At 35.4% G+C, this 18470-nt stretch carries 26 protein-coding genes and 1 pseudogene; 22 read left to right on the top strand and 5 right to left on the bottom strand.

Features of this window, described 5'->3' with window-relative positions:
• Positions 1–324 precede the first annotated feature (324 nt).
• The 5 genes from D569_RS23620 to D569_RS0109840 are packed head-to-tail and all read left to right on the top strand — an operon-like array spanning position 325 to position 2214.
• Positions 325–534: a sigma factor gene (locus tag D569_RS23620; RefSeq protein WP_018932255.1), complete on the top strand. Its 210-nt coding sequence runs from the start codon at positions 325–327 to the stop codon at positions 532–534.
• Positions 531–689 (top strand): hypothetical protein, encoded by a 159-nt coding sequence (locus tag D569_RS24355; RefSeq protein ID WP_018932254.1) that lies wholly within the window; start codon positions 531–533, stop codon positions 687–689. The genes D569_RS23620 and D569_RS24355 overlap by 4 nt, the downstream gene beginning before the upstream one ends.
• The gene (locus tag D569_RS25125) at positions 682–822 is read left to right on the top strand and encodes a sigma factor-like helix-turn-helix DNA-binding protein (RefSeq protein WP_169336439.1); all 141 of its coding nucleotides are present in this window, start codon (positions 682–684) and stop codon (positions 820–822) included. The genes D569_RS24355 and D569_RS25125 overlap by 8 nt, the downstream gene beginning before the upstream one ends.
• Positions 815–1909 (top strand): anti-sigma factor, encoded by a 1095-nt coding sequence (locus D569_RS22760; protein ID WP_018932253.1) that lies wholly within the window; start codon positions 815–817, stop codon positions 1907–1909. The genes D569_RS25125 and D569_RS22760 overlap by 8 nt, the downstream gene beginning before the upstream one ends.
• Positions 1897–2214, top strand: coding sequence for a hypothetical protein (locus tag D569_RS0109840; RefSeq protein ID WP_018932252.1), 318 nt, complete (start codon positions 1897–1899; stop codon positions 2212–2214). Before D569_RS22760 ends, D569_RS0109840 begins: the two co-directional genes overlap by 13 nt.
• Positions 2215–2284: 70 nt before the next feature.
• On the opposite strand, the gene D569_RS0109835 is transcribed toward D569_RS0109840, so the two are convergent.
• Positions 2285–3436 carry an oligogalacturonate lyase family protein gene (locus tag D569_RS0109835; RefSeq protein WP_018932251.1) on the bottom strand — a complete coding sequence of 384 codons (1152 nt, stop codon included), beginning with the start codon at positions 3434–3436 and terminating at the stop codon, positions 2285–2287.
• Between the two features lie 313 nt (positions 3437–3749).
• Between D569_RS0109835 and D569_RS0109830 the strand changes: the two genes are divergently transcribed.
• From D569_RS0109830 to D569_RS0109825, 3 genes and pseudogenes are all read left to right on the top strand, one after another.
• Entirely contained in the window at positions 3750–4391 is a 642-nt protein-coding gene (locus D569_RS0109830; protein ID WP_018932250.1) for a pyridoxamine 5'-phosphate oxidase family protein, read from the top strand.
• Positions 4392–4394: 3 nt separating this feature from the next.
• Positions 4395–4524 (top strand): annotated as a pseudogene (locus D569_RS24830) (phosphotransferase); the annotation flags it as partial.
• A gap of 59 nt (positions 4525–4583) precedes the next feature.
• Positions 4584–5033 carry a DUF3995 domain-containing protein gene (locus D569_RS0109825; protein WP_018932249.1) on the top strand — a complete coding sequence of 150 codons (450 nt, stop codon included), beginning with the start codon at positions 4584–4586 and terminating at the stop codon, positions 5031–5033.
• A gap of 53 nt (positions 5034–5086) precedes the next feature.
• Here D569_RS0109825 and D569_RS0109820 read toward each other — a convergent pair whose 3' ends face one another.
• Together D569_RS0109820 and D569_RS0109815 are read right to left on the bottom strand one after the other, a co-directional pair.
• Entirely contained in the window at positions 5087–5644 is a 558-nt protein-coding gene (locus D569_RS0109820) for a DEAD/DEAH box helicase family protein (protein ID WP_018932248.1), read from the bottom strand.
• Between the two features lie 19 nt (positions 5645–5663).
• Positions 5664–6284 carry an NUDIX hydrolase gene (locus D569_RS0109815; RefSeq protein ID WP_018932247.1) on the bottom strand — a complete coding sequence of 207 codons (621 nt, stop codon included), beginning with the start codon at positions 6282–6284 and terminating at the stop codon, positions 5664–5666.
• Positions 6285–6433: 149 nt separating this feature from the next.
• Between D569_RS0109815 and D569_RS0109810 the strand changes: the two genes are divergently transcribed.
• Together D569_RS0109810 and D569_RS0109805 are read left to right on the top strand one after the other, a co-directional pair.
• The gene (locus tag D569_RS0109810; protein WP_018932246.1) at positions 6434–6904 is read left to right on the top strand and encodes a DinB family protein; all 471 of its coding nucleotides are present in this window, start codon (positions 6434–6436) and stop codon (positions 6902–6904) included.
• 307 nt (positions 6905–7211) lie between these two features.
• Entirely contained in the window at positions 7212–8303 is a 1092-nt protein-coding gene (locus D569_RS0109805) for a C40 family peptidase (protein ID WP_018932245.1), read from the top strand.
• A 241-nt stretch (positions 8304–8544) separates the two neighbouring features.
• On the opposite strand, the gene D569_RS0109800 is transcribed toward D569_RS0109805, so the two are convergent.
• Together D569_RS0109800 and D569_RS0109795 are read right to left on the bottom strand one after the other, a co-directional pair.
• A complete protein-coding gene (locus tag D569_RS0109800; protein WP_018932244.1) occupies positions 8545–9138 on the bottom strand; it encodes a TetR/AcrR family transcriptional regulator in 594 nt (197 codons plus the stop codon).
• A gap of 18 nt (positions 9139–9156) precedes the next feature.
• On the bottom strand, positions 9157–9618 hold the full coding sequence (locus D569_RS0109795; RefSeq protein ID WP_018932243.1) for a hypothetical protein: 462 nt from the start codon (positions 9616–9618) through the stop codon (positions 9157–9159).
• Between the two features lie 412 nt (positions 9619–10030).
• Here D569_RS0109795 and D569_RS0109790 point away from each other — a divergent pair, with 412 nt between their 5' ends.
• The 12 genes from D569_RS0109790 to D569_RS0109730 all read left to right on the top strand — a co-directional run bounded on the left by D569_RS0109790 (position 10031) and on the right by D569_RS0109730 (position 18362).
• On the top strand, positions 10031–10492 hold the full coding sequence (locus D569_RS0109790; protein ID WP_018932242.1) for a hypothetical protein: 462 nt from the start codon (positions 10031–10033) through the stop codon (positions 10490–10492).
• A 109-nt stretch (positions 10493–10601) separates the two neighbouring features.
• A complete protein-coding gene (locus D569_RS0109785) occupies positions 10602–11189 on the top strand; it encodes an LOG family protein (RefSeq protein WP_018932241.1) in 588 nt (195 codons plus the stop codon).
• A gap of 75 nt (positions 11190–11264) precedes the next feature.
• The gene (locus D569_RS0109780; protein WP_018932240.1) at positions 11265–12122 is read left to right on the top strand and encodes an aminoglycoside 6-adenylyltransferase; all 858 of its coding nucleotides are present in this window, start codon (positions 11265–11267) and stop codon (positions 12120–12122) included.
• Between the two features lie 6 nt (positions 12123–12128).
• A complete protein-coding gene (locus tag D569_RS0109775) occupies positions 12129–12899 on the top strand; it encodes a GNAT family N-acetyltransferase (RefSeq protein ID WP_018932239.1) in 771 nt (256 codons plus the stop codon).
• A 10-nt stretch (positions 12900–12909) separates the two neighbouring features.
• Positions 12910–13230 carry a hypothetical protein gene (locus tag D569_RS0109770; protein ID WP_018932238.1) on the top strand — a complete coding sequence of 107 codons (321 nt, stop codon included), beginning with the start codon at positions 12910–12912 and terminating at the stop codon, positions 13228–13230.
• Positions 13231–13260: 30 nt separating this feature from the next.
• Positions 13261–14145 carry a glycerophosphodiester phosphodiesterase gene (locus tag D569_RS0109765; protein WP_018932237.1) on the top strand — a complete coding sequence of 295 codons (885 nt, stop codon included), beginning with the start codon at positions 13261–13263 and terminating at the stop codon, positions 14143–14145.
• Positions 14146–14320: 175 nt separating this feature from the next.
• Entirely contained in the window at positions 14321–14794 is a 474-nt protein-coding gene (locus tag D569_RS0109760) for a DinB family protein (protein ID WP_018932236.1), read from the top strand.
• A gap of 17 nt (positions 14795–14811) precedes the next feature.
• Positions 14812–15363 carry an alpha/beta fold hydrolase gene (locus tag D569_RS0109755; RefSeq protein WP_018932235.1) on the top strand — a complete coding sequence of 184 codons (552 nt, stop codon included), beginning with the start codon at positions 14812–14814 and terminating at the stop codon, positions 15361–15363.
• Positions 15364–15398: 35 nt separating this feature from the next.
• Complete coding sequence (locus tag D569_RS0109750) at positions 15399–16007, top strand: dihydrofolate reductase family protein (protein ID WP_018932234.1); 609 nt, start codon at positions 15399–15401, stop codon at positions 16005–16007.
• Between the two features lie 319 nt (positions 16008–16326).
• Positions 16327–16950 (top strand): hypothetical protein, encoded by a 624-nt coding sequence (locus tag D569_RS0109745; RefSeq protein ID WP_018932233.1) that lies wholly within the window; start codon positions 16327–16329, stop codon positions 16948–16950.
• 142 nt (positions 16951–17092) lie between these two features.
• Positions 17093–17731, top strand: coding sequence for a hypothetical protein (locus D569_RS0109740; protein ID WP_026287283.1), 639 nt, complete (start codon positions 17093–17095; stop codon positions 17729–17731).
• A gap of 127 nt (positions 17732–17858) precedes the next feature.
• A complete protein-coding gene (locus D569_RS0109730) occupies positions 17859–18362 on the top strand; it encodes a PadR family transcriptional regulator (RefSeq protein ID WP_018932230.1) in 504 nt (167 codons plus the stop codon).
• The last annotated feature ends 108 nt before the right edge of the window (positions 18363–18470 follow it).

The following is an 18470-nucleotide window of genomic DNA, read 5'->3' as shown; positions in this document are numbered from 1 at the left end:
TAACAAAAGCAGACCCACATGGGATCTGCCTAGTCAATGGATATTTATACCTCCATACCACGCATCCCTGTAATGATAATTATTCAAACAAATAGACATACTTATCCCTTTAACGTTCTAGGTCAGTAGCTATTTATTCTGATAAATTATGCATTACAGAATTGGACACATGTAGAAGAATTCCCCTTTCGATACATCTCTATCTTTATCTTATATATGTTCAGGTAAAAAAACAATACAAATTCCATAGTATCAGAGAAAAAATGAAAAAAGTGCAACTTTAAAGCTTTAATATCCGTTTGTTTAGTGAAGGGGGGAGAAGAATTGGATATTCAACAACTATATAAATTATATATCCATGATGTCTATAGATATCTTCTCTCCCTTTGTAAGGAAAAGAGTCTAGCAGAGGATTTAACACAAGATACTTTTATGAAAGCATATCAAGCGCTAGATAGCAGTCCACCAAAGGCTCTTAAATACTGGCTAATAAAAATAGCTTACCATACCTTTATGACTATAAGAGGCGAATGAGAAAAATGGATTATCAACCACCAGATTATTTTATAACTTTTTCATCCGACAGTACTGTAGAAACGGAATGGCAAAAAAATGCCGATAAAGAGGAATTGTATTGGAAGCTAGAGCAATTAAAGCCGATACAGAAAAAAAGCGATAGTATTGTGTGACTTACAAGGATTTTCTTATAAAGAAGCAGCTTCAATTCTAGCTATAAAAGAAAATACATTAAAAACCCATATTTTTAGAGGAAGAGGGAAACTTAGACAGCTCTATAGGAAAGGGAGTGTCGAGAATGAGTGATGAATGGAAGAATAAATTACAAAAATATTATGAAGGAAATCTCACAGAGGAAGAAGCGGAAGAAGTCGAAAGAGATCTAGAAAAATTAAATGCCTATCAGGAAGTTATCTCAGAGGAATTAGATGCTGAAGCTGATTATCAGCCTGATGAGCTACCACCTGAAAAAGTGAATCAGATTCTTAAGAATAGCATGCGAAATGCAACGTTATCCTTAGCGGCATACGTCATTATGATTCTTTTGCTAATTTATCCGATCCTCACACTAGTTAGTTATATTTACTATGCATGGAATCAAAAGGGAGAAGACCTTATCCAAGTTCCGATTCAAACCGTTTATATAACAGAACCAAACGTCAGTTTAGAAGAAATGGATATCGAGAGAACGTTTGGGTTATTTACATTTGAAGTTACAATGGATTTATATAAAAGGGTAGGAAAAAGTGATATCAAACAAGGTGATTGGGAAGTAACTTATCAATATGATGATGCCGAATTCCCTCAGAGAAATTATATATCAGAAAATCCGCCAGAAGATATTCCTTATTATGATACGAAAAAACTCTATCATCCAGAAGCAGCCATAACCAATCGAGATATGGCTGCATGGAATAGATTAGAAAGGCTCCCGGAAGGAACAGTTGCTGAAGTATATGTATCATTGAGTGAGTTAATCCAACCTGAAAATGCCAAGGAAGTCACAGAAGGTGTTGATGTGGAATGGAGATGGTATGCTATTGACACTGGTTTAGAGGCATCAGGAAAAAGTCTTGATGGAGGCTATTTAGCTCCAATTGGCTATCCTGCCCAGCCGGATCCGGATGCATGGTCTCCATACAATGGCAGAGAGCCAAATGATGAACAATTTATGGAGAGTCTTGTGTTTCTTAAAGAATATGAAGAACAGGCAACTAACATTGCACATGCAAAATGGTTAGATCTAGATTATCGTATTGATTATATCGAAAAACATGGGCTGAATGCCTATGGAGGAGTCATTACGGGTCCTGCTAAAGAAATTTTACACTTAAGAGACAACGAATCCATTCGTACGATATCGATTGGGGAGGTTCGGTTATGGAATTGGTAAAACGAAGTAACAGCAAAAAACCAAAGCTAAGAGAGACAAGGTTAAGTATATTCTCGTTTATTTGTGCCTTATTAACCTTAGCCTATTTTAATATGATGTTAATGACGTCCATTGGTTTACCGTTGTTTTCTAATGTATTTCTGTTGATTGTTCCCGTGCTAGGGATTATTTCTGGACTATTGAGTTTTACAAGATTAAAGTATAAAAAGACATTTGCTTGGTGGTCGCTCGGCTTATTTCTATTTATCTTCGTAAGTGTGGTAGTGGTTGGCTTCATTGAATTTGCTACTTATACGAAGCCATAAATTGCTTGAATCCAAAAAAATAACAAGCATTCATTTTGGAAAATTCTTTTCAAAATGAATGCTATGTTAGTTAATGATTATTTGCATCAAAATCTGGTAAACTTTCAAAACACTCCGGCAAATCAATTAAATACAGATTCCCGTAGCCATTTTTATCACTAGTAAACAACAATTTCGTGCCATCTGGGTTAAATTGTGGATGGGCATGTACCTTTTGCACATGGAAGCTACAACGATGTTCACATAATATTTTTGGATTGGAAAACGTACCATCAACCTGTTCCCAGACAATTAACTTATCGAGCGGTGATCTACCATCTATTACAACCTTCGAAAATCCGTGAGAATGTGCATGCCAATTACGGAATGAAAACTCTACCTCTTCCATATCTGTATTGCGATAGTGAATTTTTCCGAAAAAGGCAGTTCCGTTTTCCCTGAATCCATGATACCCGATATGTTCCCCATCTGGATACCAGTATTCATGCCCAACCATCTCACGAGCTTCCTTTCTTTCACGAATCTTCCATACTTCTTTTGTTTCCAAATTAAGTCCCCATATCCGATGGTCGACAAGGTGCCACGGACCTTCATGACAGAATGTGATCAGGTTATGATGGGTGGGTGAAGTATTGATATGTGTGATGAAGTTATGATCATCAAATACTATGGTAGACTCCCCATCTTCAATCTTTATTTGAATAATTTGCGAGTAAGGCTTTGCCTCCATTAATTCACGATGACCTACATAGCCATTTTTTAAATCAATTGGAAATTTGTTTTTAAAATCTTCATGTTGACATGTAATAATATATTTCCCATCTGCAGTACAGTTAATATTACCTCCAACTAGTGCTGGATCTCCTTCATGAATCACCCTTTCTTTCAAGGTGATTAAATCAATTTCGATAATTTGATGTTCTTTTCTGAAGAAAGCGAATTGTCCATTTGGATGTAAGCAAGCGGGTAAACTACCATATGTCGTATCGTGATCGGTCAATTGTACAATCTCTCCAGTGGATACATTCACGCTAAATAAATTGGTTTTATTCTCTCGATCCGAGCAAAACAATATCTTCTTACCATTATCGTACCAACCATTTTCTGTAAAATAGAGGTGATGACTGTGACCAGTATAATCTGTTAATTGTGTAATGGTTACTCCAGAAAAGCGATCTTTATATCTTTTCCATTCTGCTGGCCATACGGTACTTTTGGACATAGAATTCCAACCCTTTCTTTTTTTAGAAATTTACTCACCTAAATGTAATCGTATTCATTTCATGGTTTAAAAAGAAGTCTTAGTCATAATTTCATTTTAAGCTATCCTTTCATTTTACTCAAAGGATTTAGTGAATAAGGTTCGAAATATAGGTAACTTCACATTTTGCTCCAATTATTGGTATTATATAGAAAAGAGGTAAGGTAATTAGAAATAACTTCCTGTATCCGATTATTAAAATCGAATGCAATCACATTTGTGGTACAGAAAAAATAGTAAGGAATGTAAACATATTAAATGTAGAGGTGTATACATGAATAACGAAGACTATGAATTTGAGCGTGTAATTGAAACAGAAGAGCAACTTGAGTCTATTATCGGTCAACCGAGTGAATTAGTAAATAATAAAGTAATTTCGATTCTTGATCAGAACTGTTCAAAGTTCATAGCTAACTCTCCGTTTTTGGTTATATCTAGTTCTGATGAATCTGGTTTTTGTGATGTATCTCCAAGAGGTGACCAAACAGGCTTTGTTGAAGTGTTAAGTGAAAAGAAGTTAATAATCCCTGAAAGACCTGGAAATAAAAGAATGGATACCATGCGTAATATTTTATCGAACCCAAGGGTGGGTCTTATCTTTTTCATACCGGGATTAGGGGAGACACTTAGAGTGAATGGAAAAGCGACGTTAGTAACTGACGAGGATTTGCTAGAGAAGATGGCGGTAAGGGGGAAAAAACCTCTTGTTGGAATCGGAGTAGAAGTGGAAGAGTGTTATATTCATTGCGCAAAAGCATTTAAACGATCAGGCTTATGGAATCCCGATTCCTGGCTGGATAAAGACTTATTGCCATCTGCCGCTAAAATGATATATGAACATGCGAAACTGCCTGGGACAAGTGTAGAATCTATTCAAGCTAGGTTAGCAAAAAGTTACGCACAGAAGTTGTATTGATCAAGAATGGCATTATGTCATACGGATCTTCATTATTGGAATCTAATGGCATTCCAGGACAAATTAATTAATAGACTGGGAAGGACTAAAACTAGCCCCAGTCGAAGCAGATTTAATGTTTTTGATCGATAAGGTCCATTAGGATATGAATCAATTTACTAAATTATCCAAAACAGAAAGGAGTTCCTTCTATTGAAAAGGAATTTTGGGTTAATATCTCTGGGAATCGTCTGGACAGTTCTTTTTGCTGGTATCAGCTTTTATTGGGCAATGGGTGGTTTGAAGGGGGTTCGATCGTTGGGAGGATCTATTTATGAGATGTCGTTAAACCCTGAACCTTCGTTTATTGTAATAGTATGGCTAACCGGCGTAATTAAACTACTTGGATTGATTTTATTGTTGATGCTGCTGATCAAGTGGAATAATCATACAATAATCAAAACCCTTTACTACATGACAAAGATTGTTGGAATAGCCTTATTTCTCTATGGCTTACTTAATTTTAGCACGATTATATTAAGCGCGATCCATGTACTAGATTTTGATCTAGATTCATATGCGACTTTCTGGAGATTAGTATTTTGGGAACCATTCTGGATGCTTGGAGGAATTTTTTATTTTTTCTCTGTCAGAAAATCATAATTCTTCTTTTCACTCAATCAGTAGGTTGTGAGAGTCATGCTGTTAAGGTCTTGCTATAAATTAAACTTCTTTTTTATTATACCTGCAACATCTTTAGCATTTAATTCCGTATTATTGATCCTAAGGTAATGTTGCTGTTTAATTTCTCCTGGCTCAGAATTCAACCGGTAGGCGTCTAAAGAACTTATTAACTCTTCTTCAGATTGCTTAGTATTTCTTTTCGTTGGCTTTTGTTCGAGTCTATTAGGGGTTTTATTACGTATTATCCTCTGATCCAGATCAGCTTCCAACTCAACGAAGTATATTTCAGCATCTTCAGATTCGAATATCTTACAAATGTCAGCCACAAATTCCCAATCCTCATCTTCATTAAAAGCCCATACATATGTGAAGATCATGCCATAGTTATCGCTTATCGCAAAGGATTTCATGATTTCCTCACGAAACAAGGTGGATAATCTCCACATCTCTGGTTCGAATCCGAAAAAAGGCTCTAGCAAATCAATTGTCATATGGTTATGTAGTAGTTTTAATTCAGTTATTTTCGTTAGTTCCTGTCCAACTGTCATTTTTCCAACTGCTTGTGGGCCGAAAATTAAGACAAATTTCATTTTTCCTCCTCGATTATCTCTAAGTATTATTTATATCAGTAATCCGTTTCACAACTTGATGGAAATATGCTTTTCGATGGGGAACAATATCTTTTAAACTTATCTTTCTGTTAACGATGGTTCTGTCGCCGAATTCATTTATTTCCCAACCATCTACTCTAATTTCCTTTTTCTGATCAAAGCACAAATTATAGAAATCATGAAACCTTGCTTTCACAATCCCAGCAACCTCTTCTTGTTGCAAGTTAAACTGATCGGTTTCTTTTACACGGTATAGAAAGACATTTGCCCATTCTCTGTCCAAAAAGCTATTTGTTTCAATGGGATCTTCGATAACGCCTAATGATAGTAAATGATTCCAATCTACATCAATCCCAAGTTCTTCTTTTATTTCTCTAATACCATCTGCAACAGTTTCCGTTGATAATAAATGGCCAGCGGCAGTTATGTCAAAAAGGTTAGGGAAATCTTTCTTATCATTGCTACGTTTTTGCAAATAAATATAATCTATGCCATCATGGTTATCAACGAACCAGCATTGAAAGGTTTCATGCCAGTATCCGTGCTTATGCACTTCATCCCTATTTGCTACACCTATTTCATTGTGATGCTCATTATAGATTGTCAATTCTTCACTCATATATCTAATCCACCCATAATATATTTTGTCTGTATATGTTAGTATAGCATAAAACACACTAAACATTACCATTAAATGGTTATTGCGCCTGTTTGTTGGACGAACTAACATTTGATCATATGCGTAAAATAAACATAGGAGTGAGTAAAATGAACACAAAGGAACTTATCTTGAACCAATTTGAAGCTAGTTATAACAGAGATACTTGGTTTGTATCATTGAAGACTGCGGTAGAGGGGATTGGTTCTTATCAAGCCTCATACAAAAGCGAAAATTCTACCCATTCGATAATGGAGATTGTGCATCACTTATACTTTTATAATTTACTAGAATTAAATCGCTTTAAGGGAATAGCTGATCATGTAAGTATCAAAGATAATAAGACAACATTTAATAATGCAGAAGAAATGAGTTGGGAACAACTATTAAACAAATTATTTAACACAATGAAAGAGTGGCTAGATGAAATAAAACGATGTGACGAGGAATATATAGAAAGGTATGTAGAAAGTCTTACTTACATAAACTTACACAATGCCTATCACATTGGACAAATTTTGCAAATTCGCAAAAGTTATGGAATGTGGGATGAGAATAAAGGGGTTAACTACACTGTATGATGATTAATAGATAGAATTATTTCAGAGTGTTGCCACATACTTAAGGAATTACATGAGTCTTTATGCTTATTTCTAGTTTTCTCCTATTTTTCGGGAAAGTTTAACAATTTTTTTAATAATTTCTCTATTTATCTATCAATTTTTTCTAAAAAAAGATATAATATCCTCAAGTAGATTTAAAATAAAGTCACGTGTGTTAGTATAAAAGTCATACTATACGTTTTGATTAAATGAATATAAGTGTGTTTTAATCGAACTTTATTTTAAATCAACGCCACAATTTATAGAAAATAGGAGGATATGGAAATTGGCAAATAAAAAAGTGGTTATGTCGGTTACCTTAGGTGCAGCGATTGCAGCAGCAATGGTAGGTGCAGATGAAGCAGAGGCTGCATCCTATAAAGTCAAAAGCGGGGATTCATTATGGAAGATAGCGCAAAAATATGATACCAATGTTCAATCATTAATCGACATCAATAAGCTCACTTCAGATGTCATTTATCCGAATCAAGTTCTACAAACTAACAAAAAATCTTCCAGTAGTAATACAAGTAGTAGTACAAAAAATAAAGACAATCAGAGTAGTCAAACAGAACAATCGAATTCTACTAAGAAGTATACCGTGAAAAGCGGAGACACGCTAAGTGCGATTGCATCCAAACATAATATTTCACTTAATGATCTAATGAAATGGAATGATTTAGATACTACATTAATTTACCCTGGAAATGTTTTTGTTGTTTCAGAGCCTGCTAATACAAGTAGCAGTTCTAAAAACAATAACACTTCCACTTCTAAGTCGAAACCTAAAGAAGAAAGTGTAGGCTCTGCTACAGGGTACGTTGTAAAATCTGGTGACACGCTCTCTCATATTGGAGCAAAGCACAGTGTGACGGTTGCTAATTTGAAGAAGTGGAATCATTTAAGTTCAGATAGAATCTATATCGGACAAAAATTAAACATCGGAGAAGCCAAAAGTAGTAACTCTTCTTCCCAGAATAATAGTTCTAATGACAAGTCAACAGCTGATGTAGAGTACAATGTCGATAAGCTTATTGAAGTAGCAACAAGTTTGGAAGGCACTGGTTATGCATGGGGTGGAGCAACGCCAAGTGGATTTGATTGTAGTGGGTACATATATTATGTTTATAAAGAAGCTGGTATGGATATTCGTCGCCTTTCCAGTTCTGGATACTATGATCGTTCCTACTATGTAAACAACCCTAAAGTAGGAGACTTAGTATTCTTTGAAGGAACTTATAAATCTGGTATTTCTCATATGGGAATCTATTTAGGAGATAACAAGTTTATTCATGCAAGTTCCAAGGGAGTTGTTGTTACTAGTCTAGATAATTCTTATTGGAAGAAGCACTTTGCAAGCTTTAAACGATTCTATTAAAAAAGAATGGCAACAAGTTTAGTTCTTCATGAATGAACTAACATAGGTGAAATTTAATGATTAAGGCTAAACGATTAGATATTGAAGCGGCTGTTACCATTATATGGGGACAGCCGCTTTGTATGCATTAAGTTAATTTCGTTTGGAGGTAAGGAGTACTTGCAGAGGTTAATGTTAAAAGAGTGGGCAAGTAACCAAAAAACGTCATATAGTGTGACTTTTTTCTTGAGAAAATGTTTAATTATTTGACCATCTTCGTCACCATGGTTATTAATTCATTTTTATATGTCTCCAAGTTAAAGTCTTCTTGATTCATAAGCATGCTTTCGGCAATAGCTCCCTGAATGATGATAGAGACATTTTTTGTATCAAAAGTACTAAATTCTTTCGTTTCTTTACCATATTGTAATATTGTTTGTAATAGTACATATAATGGATCTTCTTCATCCTCTGCAACTTTGTAGTAAGGTATATTGTCCGGTGTGCGAGCATTAAAGATAATTTCAATTAATGCTACATTGTGAGCATGATGAGTACCTTGATAAGCCAAAGAGGCATCTATAAAAGTAATAAGTTGATCATATGCAGATTTGCGCTCAGCAACTTTTTCTTTAATAAAGTCATATTGATTTGTTAATAAATAGACAAGTGTATGGTTTAACACATCTTCTTTATCAGAGAAATGATAAGAGATCAGTCCTGTACTAACCTTTGCTTTTTTGGCTATTTTGGCCAAGCTGATCTTCTTATAACCAATTTCGTCTAATGCTTCAATGGTTGCTTTGATGATTTGCTCTCTTCTCGCTTGTGTAATAAAAGACGGTTGCTTTTCCATTCTCTTTCCTCCTGCATATTACTTTTTCGATTTTTTTAGTTGATCGATAATCCACAAAACGCCAATAATAAAAAGTACGCCTAATATGATTATATCGAATTTACTTGGATAATTCTCGATAAACATTCTAATCGGTTCGGGCACACTCCCTTGAAAAATGGACTGCAGAACTATTCGGATCACTCTTAAAATAAGCAAGAAAAGCTGGAGCAATAAGAGTATGGGAATCAAAGTTAATCCACCAATGAACAATTTCCATGCTTCCTCTTTATTAAATACGAATGTGACAGCAGAAAAGAGTAACACCGTACCAATGATAGAAAATATAATGATTCGCAGCCAATGTACAAGTTCTAAATCTCCTTGTGTGTAACGATAGAAAACATAGGAAAAAGCTAATAACGACAGCACGATACTTATAAAGGGCAGCAGACGTTGAAGCCAACCAGGGAGACTTTTATATGCTTCTACATGATCCATAAAACCACTCCTTTTTTTTGATTAATCAATATTTATTTTGATCATACAATCAAATTTTATCATTACTATAAATAACTTACAAGAGAACGGATCAGAAAAAACAGAGGACAACCCCTTTTTTTTCCGTGTGCTACAGCTATACCTGAGTTAAATTAAGTTCTCCAAATATCGATTGCATATAAGTAGTTGTATCTATTATACCTACTTCCCTTTTTTTCCATAGGAGTAGTTTGTGTTAAGATCAAGATAGGACTAATAAGAAGTGAAAGACATAAAACTGTAACATTAATTTAATATGGATAAATGAAACCTTACATGTAGTGAAATCGTCTCCTTTAATATAGAAAAATAAAGATAAGGACAAGAAAATGTCTTATTTGTATATACATTCACAGGAAGGAGCAATTCAACATTGAAGAAGGTATCTTTTATACTAATCATTCTTTTTGGCCTATTATGTGCTTGTTCTACTGAGGAAAAAACGGTTCAAATAGACAATAAGGATTTTGCCGATACATTATATGTGCAGAAGGTGGAAAATAATTTTACCTCAGATAAACTAGCGAAGATGATAGAAGATTCGGAGAAGATCAAACAAGTGTTATCGAAGGTGGAAGGACTAGAAGCAGAAAAAATTGATAATGATGAGCTAATCAGGATACTAGAAAATCATGATAGTTACTATATGTTTGGCTTTTTTGAAGGTGATAGTACAAATATTCAAAAAGAAGATTACGGGTTTCAGATTTTGGAGGATGGAACAATTCTATTCAACTATGATCAAGTCGACAATTCTGATCATCCGCTTGTCACTGTGGACACACATAAAGATATTTTAGAGGATATGAAAGAAATGCTTGAAATAACTTTCTGATTTTAAGTGGAATGTTGTAATTGCTCTTTCTCTATTAGGCATAAGTAGGAATATAGATTAATATAGTAATATATGAAGTAATCAATAATGAATGAGTGAGGTAATAGTAATGAAAAGATTAGCAGTTTATTGTGGATCCAGTACGGGAACTGACCCGATTTATGTAGAAGAGGCAAAGAAGTTAGGACAACTATTAGTAGCGAACGGTATTGATCTGGTATACGGCGGTTCAAATGTTGGTTGTATGGGAGCTGTTGCCGATGGTGTTTTAGAAAATGGCGGTAATGTGATCGGTGTCATTCCAGAAAAGTTAAAAAATGTGGAGATCGCCCATGAAAAACTGACTGAACTACATGTAGTGCAAACGATGCATGAGCGAAAAGCGATGATGGCAGATTATGCGGACGGATTTATTGCATTACCAGGTGGAACAGGAACGTTAGAAGAATGGTTTGAAGTATTTACATGGGCTCAAATCGGTTACCATAAGAAACCATGTGCATTGCTTAACATCAATAATTACTATGATCCAATTATGACGCTTTTTGATCATATGATAGAGCAAGGATTTGTGAAACCTGCATATAAAGAACTGATTTTAATAGAAAATGAATCCAAAAAATTAATCAATCGAATGTTGAAATATGAGGGAACTTATATACATAAATGGGGAGCGGAACCAACAGAGAAAAGATAATGGAAATATCCCTATGCCAAACAGTAATAACTGAGCGAGACCTAAATGATACAGGAAGATGGTAGGTGGATGAGTTTGGTTAATTTGACATACAATATTATAACGGAGAGATTTCAATCATTTGCTGAAAGAGAGCAAAATATCCGAGCAGCAATAATAGTTGGTTCAAGAGCAAGGCAAGAAAAGCCAGCTGATCAATATGCAGATCTGGATCTCGTTATATTTGCGGAAAACCCCAATTCATTACTCCATCATACCAAATGGTTAGCTCAGATAGGTAAGTATTATCTTACCTTCCTTGAACAAACAGCAGTTGGTGGAGGGATAGAAAGAAGAGTTTTATTTGATGGTGGACTGGATGTCGACTTTGCTTGCTTTCCTATATCAGCAATTGCAGAGATGGAATCTCACCATCAAGTCTTAAGTGTTCTTTCCAAAGGAACAAAAGTACTACTAGATAAGGAGCATATCATACCACGCCTGAAAAACAATAATATAAAGCCAAATAATTCAGAAATGCCAGAAGAGGAAATAGAAAATATGTTGCACGATTTCTGGTATCACGCCGTTCTAGCTGCTAAAAAACTACGTAGAGTTGAGTTGTTAGAAGGGAAATCTATCGTTGATAGTTATATGAAAGACCTGTTGATATCTTTCATTCGAATACAGGCAAAATTAAAGAATGGCAATGAGTATAACACATGGCACGGATTTCGTTTTTTTGAAGAATGGGCTGATACTAAATTTGTGTCTCCATTCAAGCAAATCTATGCACATTACGATGAAGAAGATGTTTGGAAAGCACTTAAAAATACCATGAATCTGTTTCATGAAGTCTCTATAGAGGTTTTTCACTTCAAGGATCTTCCTTATCCTCATGAAAATATTCGATACGTAACCCATTTAGTGGATTCGTATTCTCAAGGGAGATAACAATAAATGAGTAGTCATATAGATATTCGAAAAATCGAAGAGCTATCCATGAATGCTTTTCCCTCACTGCAAACGCAACTTTTGGATGGATGGGTATTACGTTTTTCCAATGGCTATGCCAAAAGAACAAACTCTATTAATCCGTTATATCATTCACAAGAAGATATTAACCGAAAGATAGAGAGATGTGAAAAAGTATACCAAAGGAAAGGATTAAAAGTTATCTATAAACTAACAACTCACGTTTTCCCTGAAGAATTAGACAACATTCTAGAACGAAAAGGGTATGGCCTTGTTGGAGAAACGAGTGTTCAATTATTATCCCTAGACGAAAAAGAGACATCTTTCTCGAACAAGGCTAGTATTGATAATCAATTAAATGATAAATGGTTTTCAGAGTTTTGTGAATTAAACCATATAAAAGTTGCGGACCAGCATACCCTAAAACAGATGTTATACCATATTAATGCTGATGTTTGTTATGTTCGTTTGACTAACGAAAAGGAAGAAACGCTCGCATGTGGAATGGGTGTGTTAGAAGACGGGTGGATAGGGTTATATGATATTGTTACGAGTGAAATGCATAGAAACAAAGGCTATGGTATAGAACTCGTTTCTTCGATTCTAAGTTGGGGAAAGAAACACGGTGCAGACAAGGCTTACCTGCAAGTGATGTTACATAATACACCAGCTTTAAAGCTATACGAAAAGCTAGGCTTTACAGAAGCGTATCAATATTGGTATAGAATAAAAAGGAACGTTAATACACGACGGTGAGGTGAAGCACTTGTATACTATCCTCGCATATTCCTCCTTAACTGTAGCACTTATATTAGTGGTTTTAGCTATTAGCGGGAAACGTTATTATTACTGGATATCTGCAATTGGTATTTATATTTTTAGTTTCTTGGCGGGATTTTCTATAGGGCAGCTGACGGTGGGATTAACGTTTATACCACTCGTATTGGCTGTTGGTTATACGTTCGGTTGGATCAAAAATAAAGCTCAAATTTTAATAGTTTCAAGTATAGGTGTCCTCATAGGAATTATCATGGTATTTTGTGTGGATGATAAATGGGTGTTTTTACCTTTCTGGATCTTTAGTTAGAATCATTTTTAGAGTAGTGAAGGTGATGTTGTGAAGACAACTTGGAAATGGAGCTTCATCGTACTTTTTGTTGTGATAGTGACAATTGGAGGAACATATTTATGGAAGGCTGAGGAAAAGGTGGGGAATGTTAATAGTGTATCACCCGTTTCTTTATCTTCTGACAAAATTTTAAATATAGCCCATCGTGGAGCATCCGGCTATGCACCAGAACACACATTAATTGCTTATCAGTCTGCTCAACAGATGAATGCAGACTATTTAGAGATTGACATACATAAGACAGCTGATGGAGAGTTAGTTGCGCTTCATGATGAGGATGTTTCCCGTACGACAAATGGAAGTGGTTTAGTTGAAGATATGTCTCTTACTGAACTGAAAAAATTGGATGCTGGTACTTGGTTCAATATTGCTTATCCTGAAAAAGCAGACAATTATTATGTTGGAATAGAAGTGCCCACTTTAGAAGAGATTTTCGATACTTTCGGTTTACATAGCAATTATTATATCGAAATAAAAGACCCAGATCCTGTGATGACTGACAAATTTCTTAGCATGTTAGAGGACTACCACCTAATCGAAGAAAATAAAGTCATCATTCAATCCTTTAGTGCAGAGACATTGGAACAAATTCATGCAAAATATGAGTCAATTCCGCTTATTCAACTGTTGTATAAAGATGAAGCAAAGTCCGCTAATTACAATCAGATTCGACAATATGCATCAGGAGTAGGTGTTTCCTATCAACAGCTAGATCAAGAGCTGGTTCAAAAGATTCATCATGAAGATTTACACGTTCATACTTATACAGTCAATACGGAAGAAGATATGGTACAAATGATAAGGTGGGGAGTTGACGGCATTTTTACAGATTATCCTGATCGGTTGGCAGAAGTACTTTCAAATAATAGTTAATAAGACTAACTTTGTAAATCGCTAATGACCTCCGTTCACATATGAAAAGTGAACGGAGTTTTTTACTTATGAAATGGAGCCGAACCCTAGCAAATAATAAGAAATATGTTGTGTTATTCTTTGGTATACTCTCATTAATGTTTGATTGAATACTAAACCAAGGAGGAGAAAGCACATGACAATATTTGATCAATATAAGTTGACGAGGGGGTTGTTTATTGATTCCATCTCACCTATTGCGAAGAATTTGATTGATCTGCAACCACCTGGATTTCGTAATACGATTCATTGGCAGATCGGCCATGTATTAGTCATAGCAGAAGAAATTGCTAATTTCCCGCATCGAAGTAAGAGTAGCTTACCAGCTAATTATAAGAGATTGTTTGGTAGAGGTACCAAACCTAATGATTGGCCTCAAAATGTACCAAGCATCGAACAATTAATAGTCGATTTACAAGATCAAGTAAATCGAATTGGGAATATGTCATCTGAACAGGTGCAAGAACGTTTAACAGAACCATTTGATGGGATCGACCGTTTTGAAGAGTTTGCTAGTCTTGGATTATTCCATGAGGCGATGCATTTGGGTCAGATTCTTGCAATGCAGCGAATATTGGAGCAAGATCATTCGGATTATCATGATCTATAGTGCTGGAGGTGTAATAGGTGAAAAAGCAAATACTTTTTGTTCATAGTGCAGGGCCACAGGGTCCTCAGCAAGGAAGCAGTGATCTAATCGAATATTTACAAGTTCAACTTGGTGATACTTATCATTTGATATCTCCTAAGATGCCTAATCCAGAAAATCCTGAGTATGCCAGATGGAAAGCAGCATTAACAAACATATTCGCTAACTTGGACAATGAAGTAATACTGATTGGACATTCGCTGGGTGGGGCGGTTTTATTAAAATATCTTTCGGAAATGGATGTAAAGCCTGTTGTTTCTAGTTTGTTCTTAATTGCATCACCATATTGGGGAAAAGAGGAGGACTGGCAGGCTGAGGAGTTTACCCTAACAGAGAATTTTACATCAAACCTTCCAAACATATCCAGCATATATTTGTATCATGGCACGGATGATCAGGTAGTGCCGGTTACGCACATCCATCACTACAGAAACAAAATTCCTCAAGCTATTACTAGAGTATTGGAAAGAGAAGATCATTACTTTTCTAATGGCATACGTGATCTCGTAACAGATATAAGGGTCTCTTAGTTAGTTCTAGCACCTATTTAGAAAGGAGAAATGGAATGGGTAAAGTAATTCTAGATATTTCTATGTCACTTGATGGTTTTATCGCAGGTGTGAATGATAACCAAAAACAGCCGCTAGGAGAAGGAGGGGAATTGATTCAAAACTGGTTGTTCAGTGGTGATCAATCCAGTCGTTACAATGATTTTTTTAAGCTTTCTGCCACAAACAAGGAATTTTTGGATGGTTCAGTTCCCATGACAGGTGCAATGATTGTAGGAAGGAGAACGTTTGATATTGTTAATGGTTGGGGTGGCAGTCACCCGATTCAGGGTGTTCCTATTTTTATTGTGACACACGAAGCTCCGGAAAGTTATGTGGAAGATAAGACAAGCTTTACCTTTGTCACAAGCGGAGTTGAAGATGCTATTGTACAAGCGAAAGAAGCTGCGAACGGTAAAAATGTCAGTATTGGAACAGCAAGTATTGCTCAGCAATGTATAAAAGCCGGTATTCTTGATGAAATGCATCTGCATGTAGCGCCAATCCTAATGGGAAAAGGTATTCGTTTGTTCGATCAAATTGGCACAGAACAAATAAAGTTAGAATCTCAAGAAGTCACAGATGGTTCAAATGTTACACACTTGAAATATAAGCTGTTGTATTAGAATCTTGTTTTTTTACGGACAGTTTAGAGTCCATATGCAAAATTATGTCCGTAAAAACAGATCTTATGGACAGTATGAGGGAAATGTGAGAAATTTTGTCCATAAGAATGCGTCTTACAGACAGTTTAAAGTAAATAAGTCAAAATGTGTCCATAAGATTGATTCTTATGGACACAAAAAAATAAAAATCTGAAATCGTGTCCGTAAGAACTCCAATACTCCATCGCTTTAAAAAAACTTCCGAATAATGCTTGGAAATAATCAAGGACTATTAGTAAAAGGAGTATCATAATCGATTAGAAGGTTGGGTTGGAAAACTATGAATCTTAATAGAAAAGCTAAACTAGTAGTTTTACACGCGCACCATAGTAACATTGAATATACAGAGTCGGCACTGAAAAGTACCAACGTAGAACAAATTCACCATGTTGATCCAGGCCTTATTGATGCGATTAAAAATAAATCAACGCAACAGATTGAAAAGAGAGTACAGACACAACTAGAATGGTTGGCATCTGCTGAGCCAGACGCTATTTTAATCACATGTACCAATTATAGTCTATACATAAAGGAAACTAAGATAAATGATACTCCCATACTGAAAATAGATGAATTATTTCTCAAGTCTCTCATTGATTATCCAACTGCAACTTTATATTTTACCAATCCTGCTACGGTGGAAGGTACTATTAATCGACTTGAACAGCAACCAAACGTAAAAGCTGATTTCCAGGTGGAGGTCATTGATCATGCTTTTGAGCTACTAATGTCCAATAAGCAAGACGCATATAGTGAAGTGATTATTGACTATATCGAAAATAATCCACCTCAAGGGCAGATAGTATTTCCTCAGCTTTCCATGCACCAGGCAGCCACACACTTAAAAAATAAAGGGTTTAGCGTTATGACACCGGTTGACGCCTTGAAAGAGATAGAAATATAAAGGAGTTAAAAAATTGCCGAAAGAGTACATGTAGTACTTTTTCGGCTTTTTTACAATCGGACATAAAAACCGATTGACTTTATATACTGAATAAGTATATACTCGATATATATTTACTCAGTATATAAAAAGGGTGGGAAAATTGAATTTTATTGTCCAATACCAATGGGAAATCTTTATTGTCGCTGAAATACTATCACTTGCCTGCTTATTGTTATTTGGTGGGGTGCGTTATCTGTTTGGTAGGAGGAAACATAGCTTATTGTTCTTATTTTTGTTCCTCTTCTTACTCATTCTAGAGGCTGGATTAGCCTTCTTGATCTATAACAAAACAGGTGAAATCTCCACATTTCAAATAGTTATTACTATATTTGTTATTTACGCCTGTACGTTTGGTATTAACGATTTTAAAAAACTTGATCGCTGGATGCGAATAAAAATAGGAAAGTGGAGAGGTGTTGATTTACTAACAGAAAAAGATAAGACGATTATGAAAAAGCAACAAGATCCAAAGTATATTGCGAAAATAAATCGATATAGTGCAATAGCTCATTTGTTAATATTTGTTATCGTACAAACCGGCTTCTGGCTATATGGATTGGGGGATTTCGTCCATTTCAGCGAATATATTACCGATTTTTCCTGGATTGGAACGGAGGACTTAGAGAAAACGCCATATCCAAATGAGACACTCTATCGTATTTCGATGTTATGGGGGTTAATATTTATCGTTGATTTTATCTGGTCGATGTCTTACACGATTTTTCCAGCGAAAGGATGAAAAAGTTTGATTAAAACAATAGGTTTAACAAAGGGTTTTAAGGCAGGAAAAGAGATGGTTTCCGAGCAGAACAGCATCACATATACCAGTGAAAGAAGCGATAAACTATGAATAAGCGGGGATTACCATGTCAGTAAAACATTCTATGCTTGCATTATTATATGAAAAACCAAGACACGGCTATGAATTGAAAACAGGCTTTGAAGAACTTGTTCAAGGAATGTGGCCACTCAATGCTGGCCAAGTATATACGACTCTTGATCGGTTGGAGCGTGATGCTTTAGTAGAGTCTCCGGGAAACGATCAAAAGGATCGTAAGCTTTATACGATAACACAAGCAGGTAAAGAAGAACTGTGGAATTGGTTAGAAAAACCGGTTGGACGGTCATTGTTAAAAGACGAATTTTATTTTAAGTTTCTCTGTGCTGATCATGTAACATACGATGAGAAACAAAAAATGATCAAGAAACAAAAAGAAACGATGATAAAGGATGTCCTTCATTTAACCCATTTAAAAAAACAAATGACGCAATCAGGAAATGATACGATGAAAATGCTTATCGAAGGAGCATTACTGCATTTAGAAGCGGATATAAAATGGCTTGATATCCTTGCTGGGGACCAAAAATAAAATGGATGTTGCCAGATTTGAACCGAGAATGTATGAAAACTCATCTCGGTTCTTTATTTTAATGTCCTTTGTCCATCCTACTTGTTAAAAAATGTTGTATAACAGGTA

Source organism: Gracilibacillus lacisalsi DSM 19029 (assembly GCF_000377765.1).
In the GTDB taxonomy this organism is placed as follows: domain Bacteria; phylum Bacillota; class Bacilli; order Bacillales; family Amphibacillaceae; genus Gracilibacillus; species Gracilibacillus lacisalsi.
The sequence above is the reverse complement of the archived record's forward strand: the minus strand, read 5'-3'. Positions and strand labels throughout refer to the sequence as shown.

Excerpts from the sequence above, each read along its gene's own strand:
- D569_RS0109745 (WP_018932233.1), top strand. The coding sequence starts at position 16,327 with ATGAATCTTAATAGAAAAGCTAAACTAGTAGTTTTACACGCGCACCAT.
- D569_RS0109830 (WP_018932250.1), top strand. The coding sequence starts at position 3,750 with ATGAATAACGAAGACTATGAATTTGAGCGTGTAATTGAAACAGAAGAG.
- D569_RS22760 (WP_018932253.1), top strand. The coding sequence starts at position 815 with ATGAGTGATGAATGGAAGAATAAATTACAAAAATATTATGAAGGAAAT.
- D569_RS0109760 (WP_018932236.1), top strand. The coding sequence starts at position 14,321 with ATGACAATATTTGATCAATATAAGTTGACGAGGGGGTTGTTTATTGAT.
- D569_RS0109840 (WP_018932252.1), top strand. The coding sequence starts at position 1,897 with ATGGAATTGGTAAAACGAAGTAACAGCAAAAAACCAAAGCTAAGAGAG.
- D569_RS0109800 (WP_018932244.1), bottom strand. The coding sequence starts at position 9,138 with ATGGAAAAGCAACCGTCTTTTATTACACAAGCGAGAAGAGAGCAAATC.
- D569_RS24355 (WP_018932254.1), top strand. The coding sequence starts at position 531 with ATGAGAAAAATGGATTATCAACCACCAGATTATTTTATAACTTTTTCA.
- D569_RS0109815 (WP_018932247.1), bottom strand. The coding sequence starts at position 6,284 with ATGAGTGAAGAATTGACAATCTATAATGAGCATCACAATGAAATAGGT.
- D569_RS0109730 (WP_018932230.1), top strand. The coding sequence starts at position 17,859 with ATGTCAGTAAAACATTCTATGCTTGCATTATTATATGAAAAACCAAGA.
- D569_RS0109750 (WP_018932234.1), top strand. The coding sequence starts at position 15,399 with ATGGGTAAAGTAATTCTAGATATTTCTATGTCACTTGATGGTTTTATC.
- D569_RS0109810 (WP_018932246.1), top strand. The coding sequence starts at position 6,434 with ATGAACACAAAGGAACTTATCTTGAACCAATTTGAAGCTAGTTATAAC.
- D569_RS0109785 (WP_018932241.1), top strand. The coding sequence starts at position 10,602 with ATGAAAAGATTAGCAGTTTATTGTGGATCCAGTACGGGAACTGACCCG.
- D569_RS0109795 (WP_018932243.1), bottom strand. The coding sequence starts at position 9,618 with ATGGATCATGTAGAAGCATATAAAAGTCTCCCTGGTTGGCTTCAACGT.
- D569_RS0109835 (WP_018932251.1), bottom strand. The coding sequence starts at position 3,436 with ATGTCCAAAAGTACCGTATGGCCAGCAGAATGGAAAAGATATAAAGAT.
- D569_RS0109820 (WP_018932248.1), bottom strand. The coding sequence starts at position 5,644 with ATGAAATTTGTCTTAATTTTCGGCCCACAAGCAGTTGGAAAAATGACA.
- D569_RS0109775 (WP_018932239.1), top strand. The coding sequence starts at position 12,129 with ATGAGTAGTCATATAGATATTCGAAAAATCGAAGAGCTATCCATGAAT.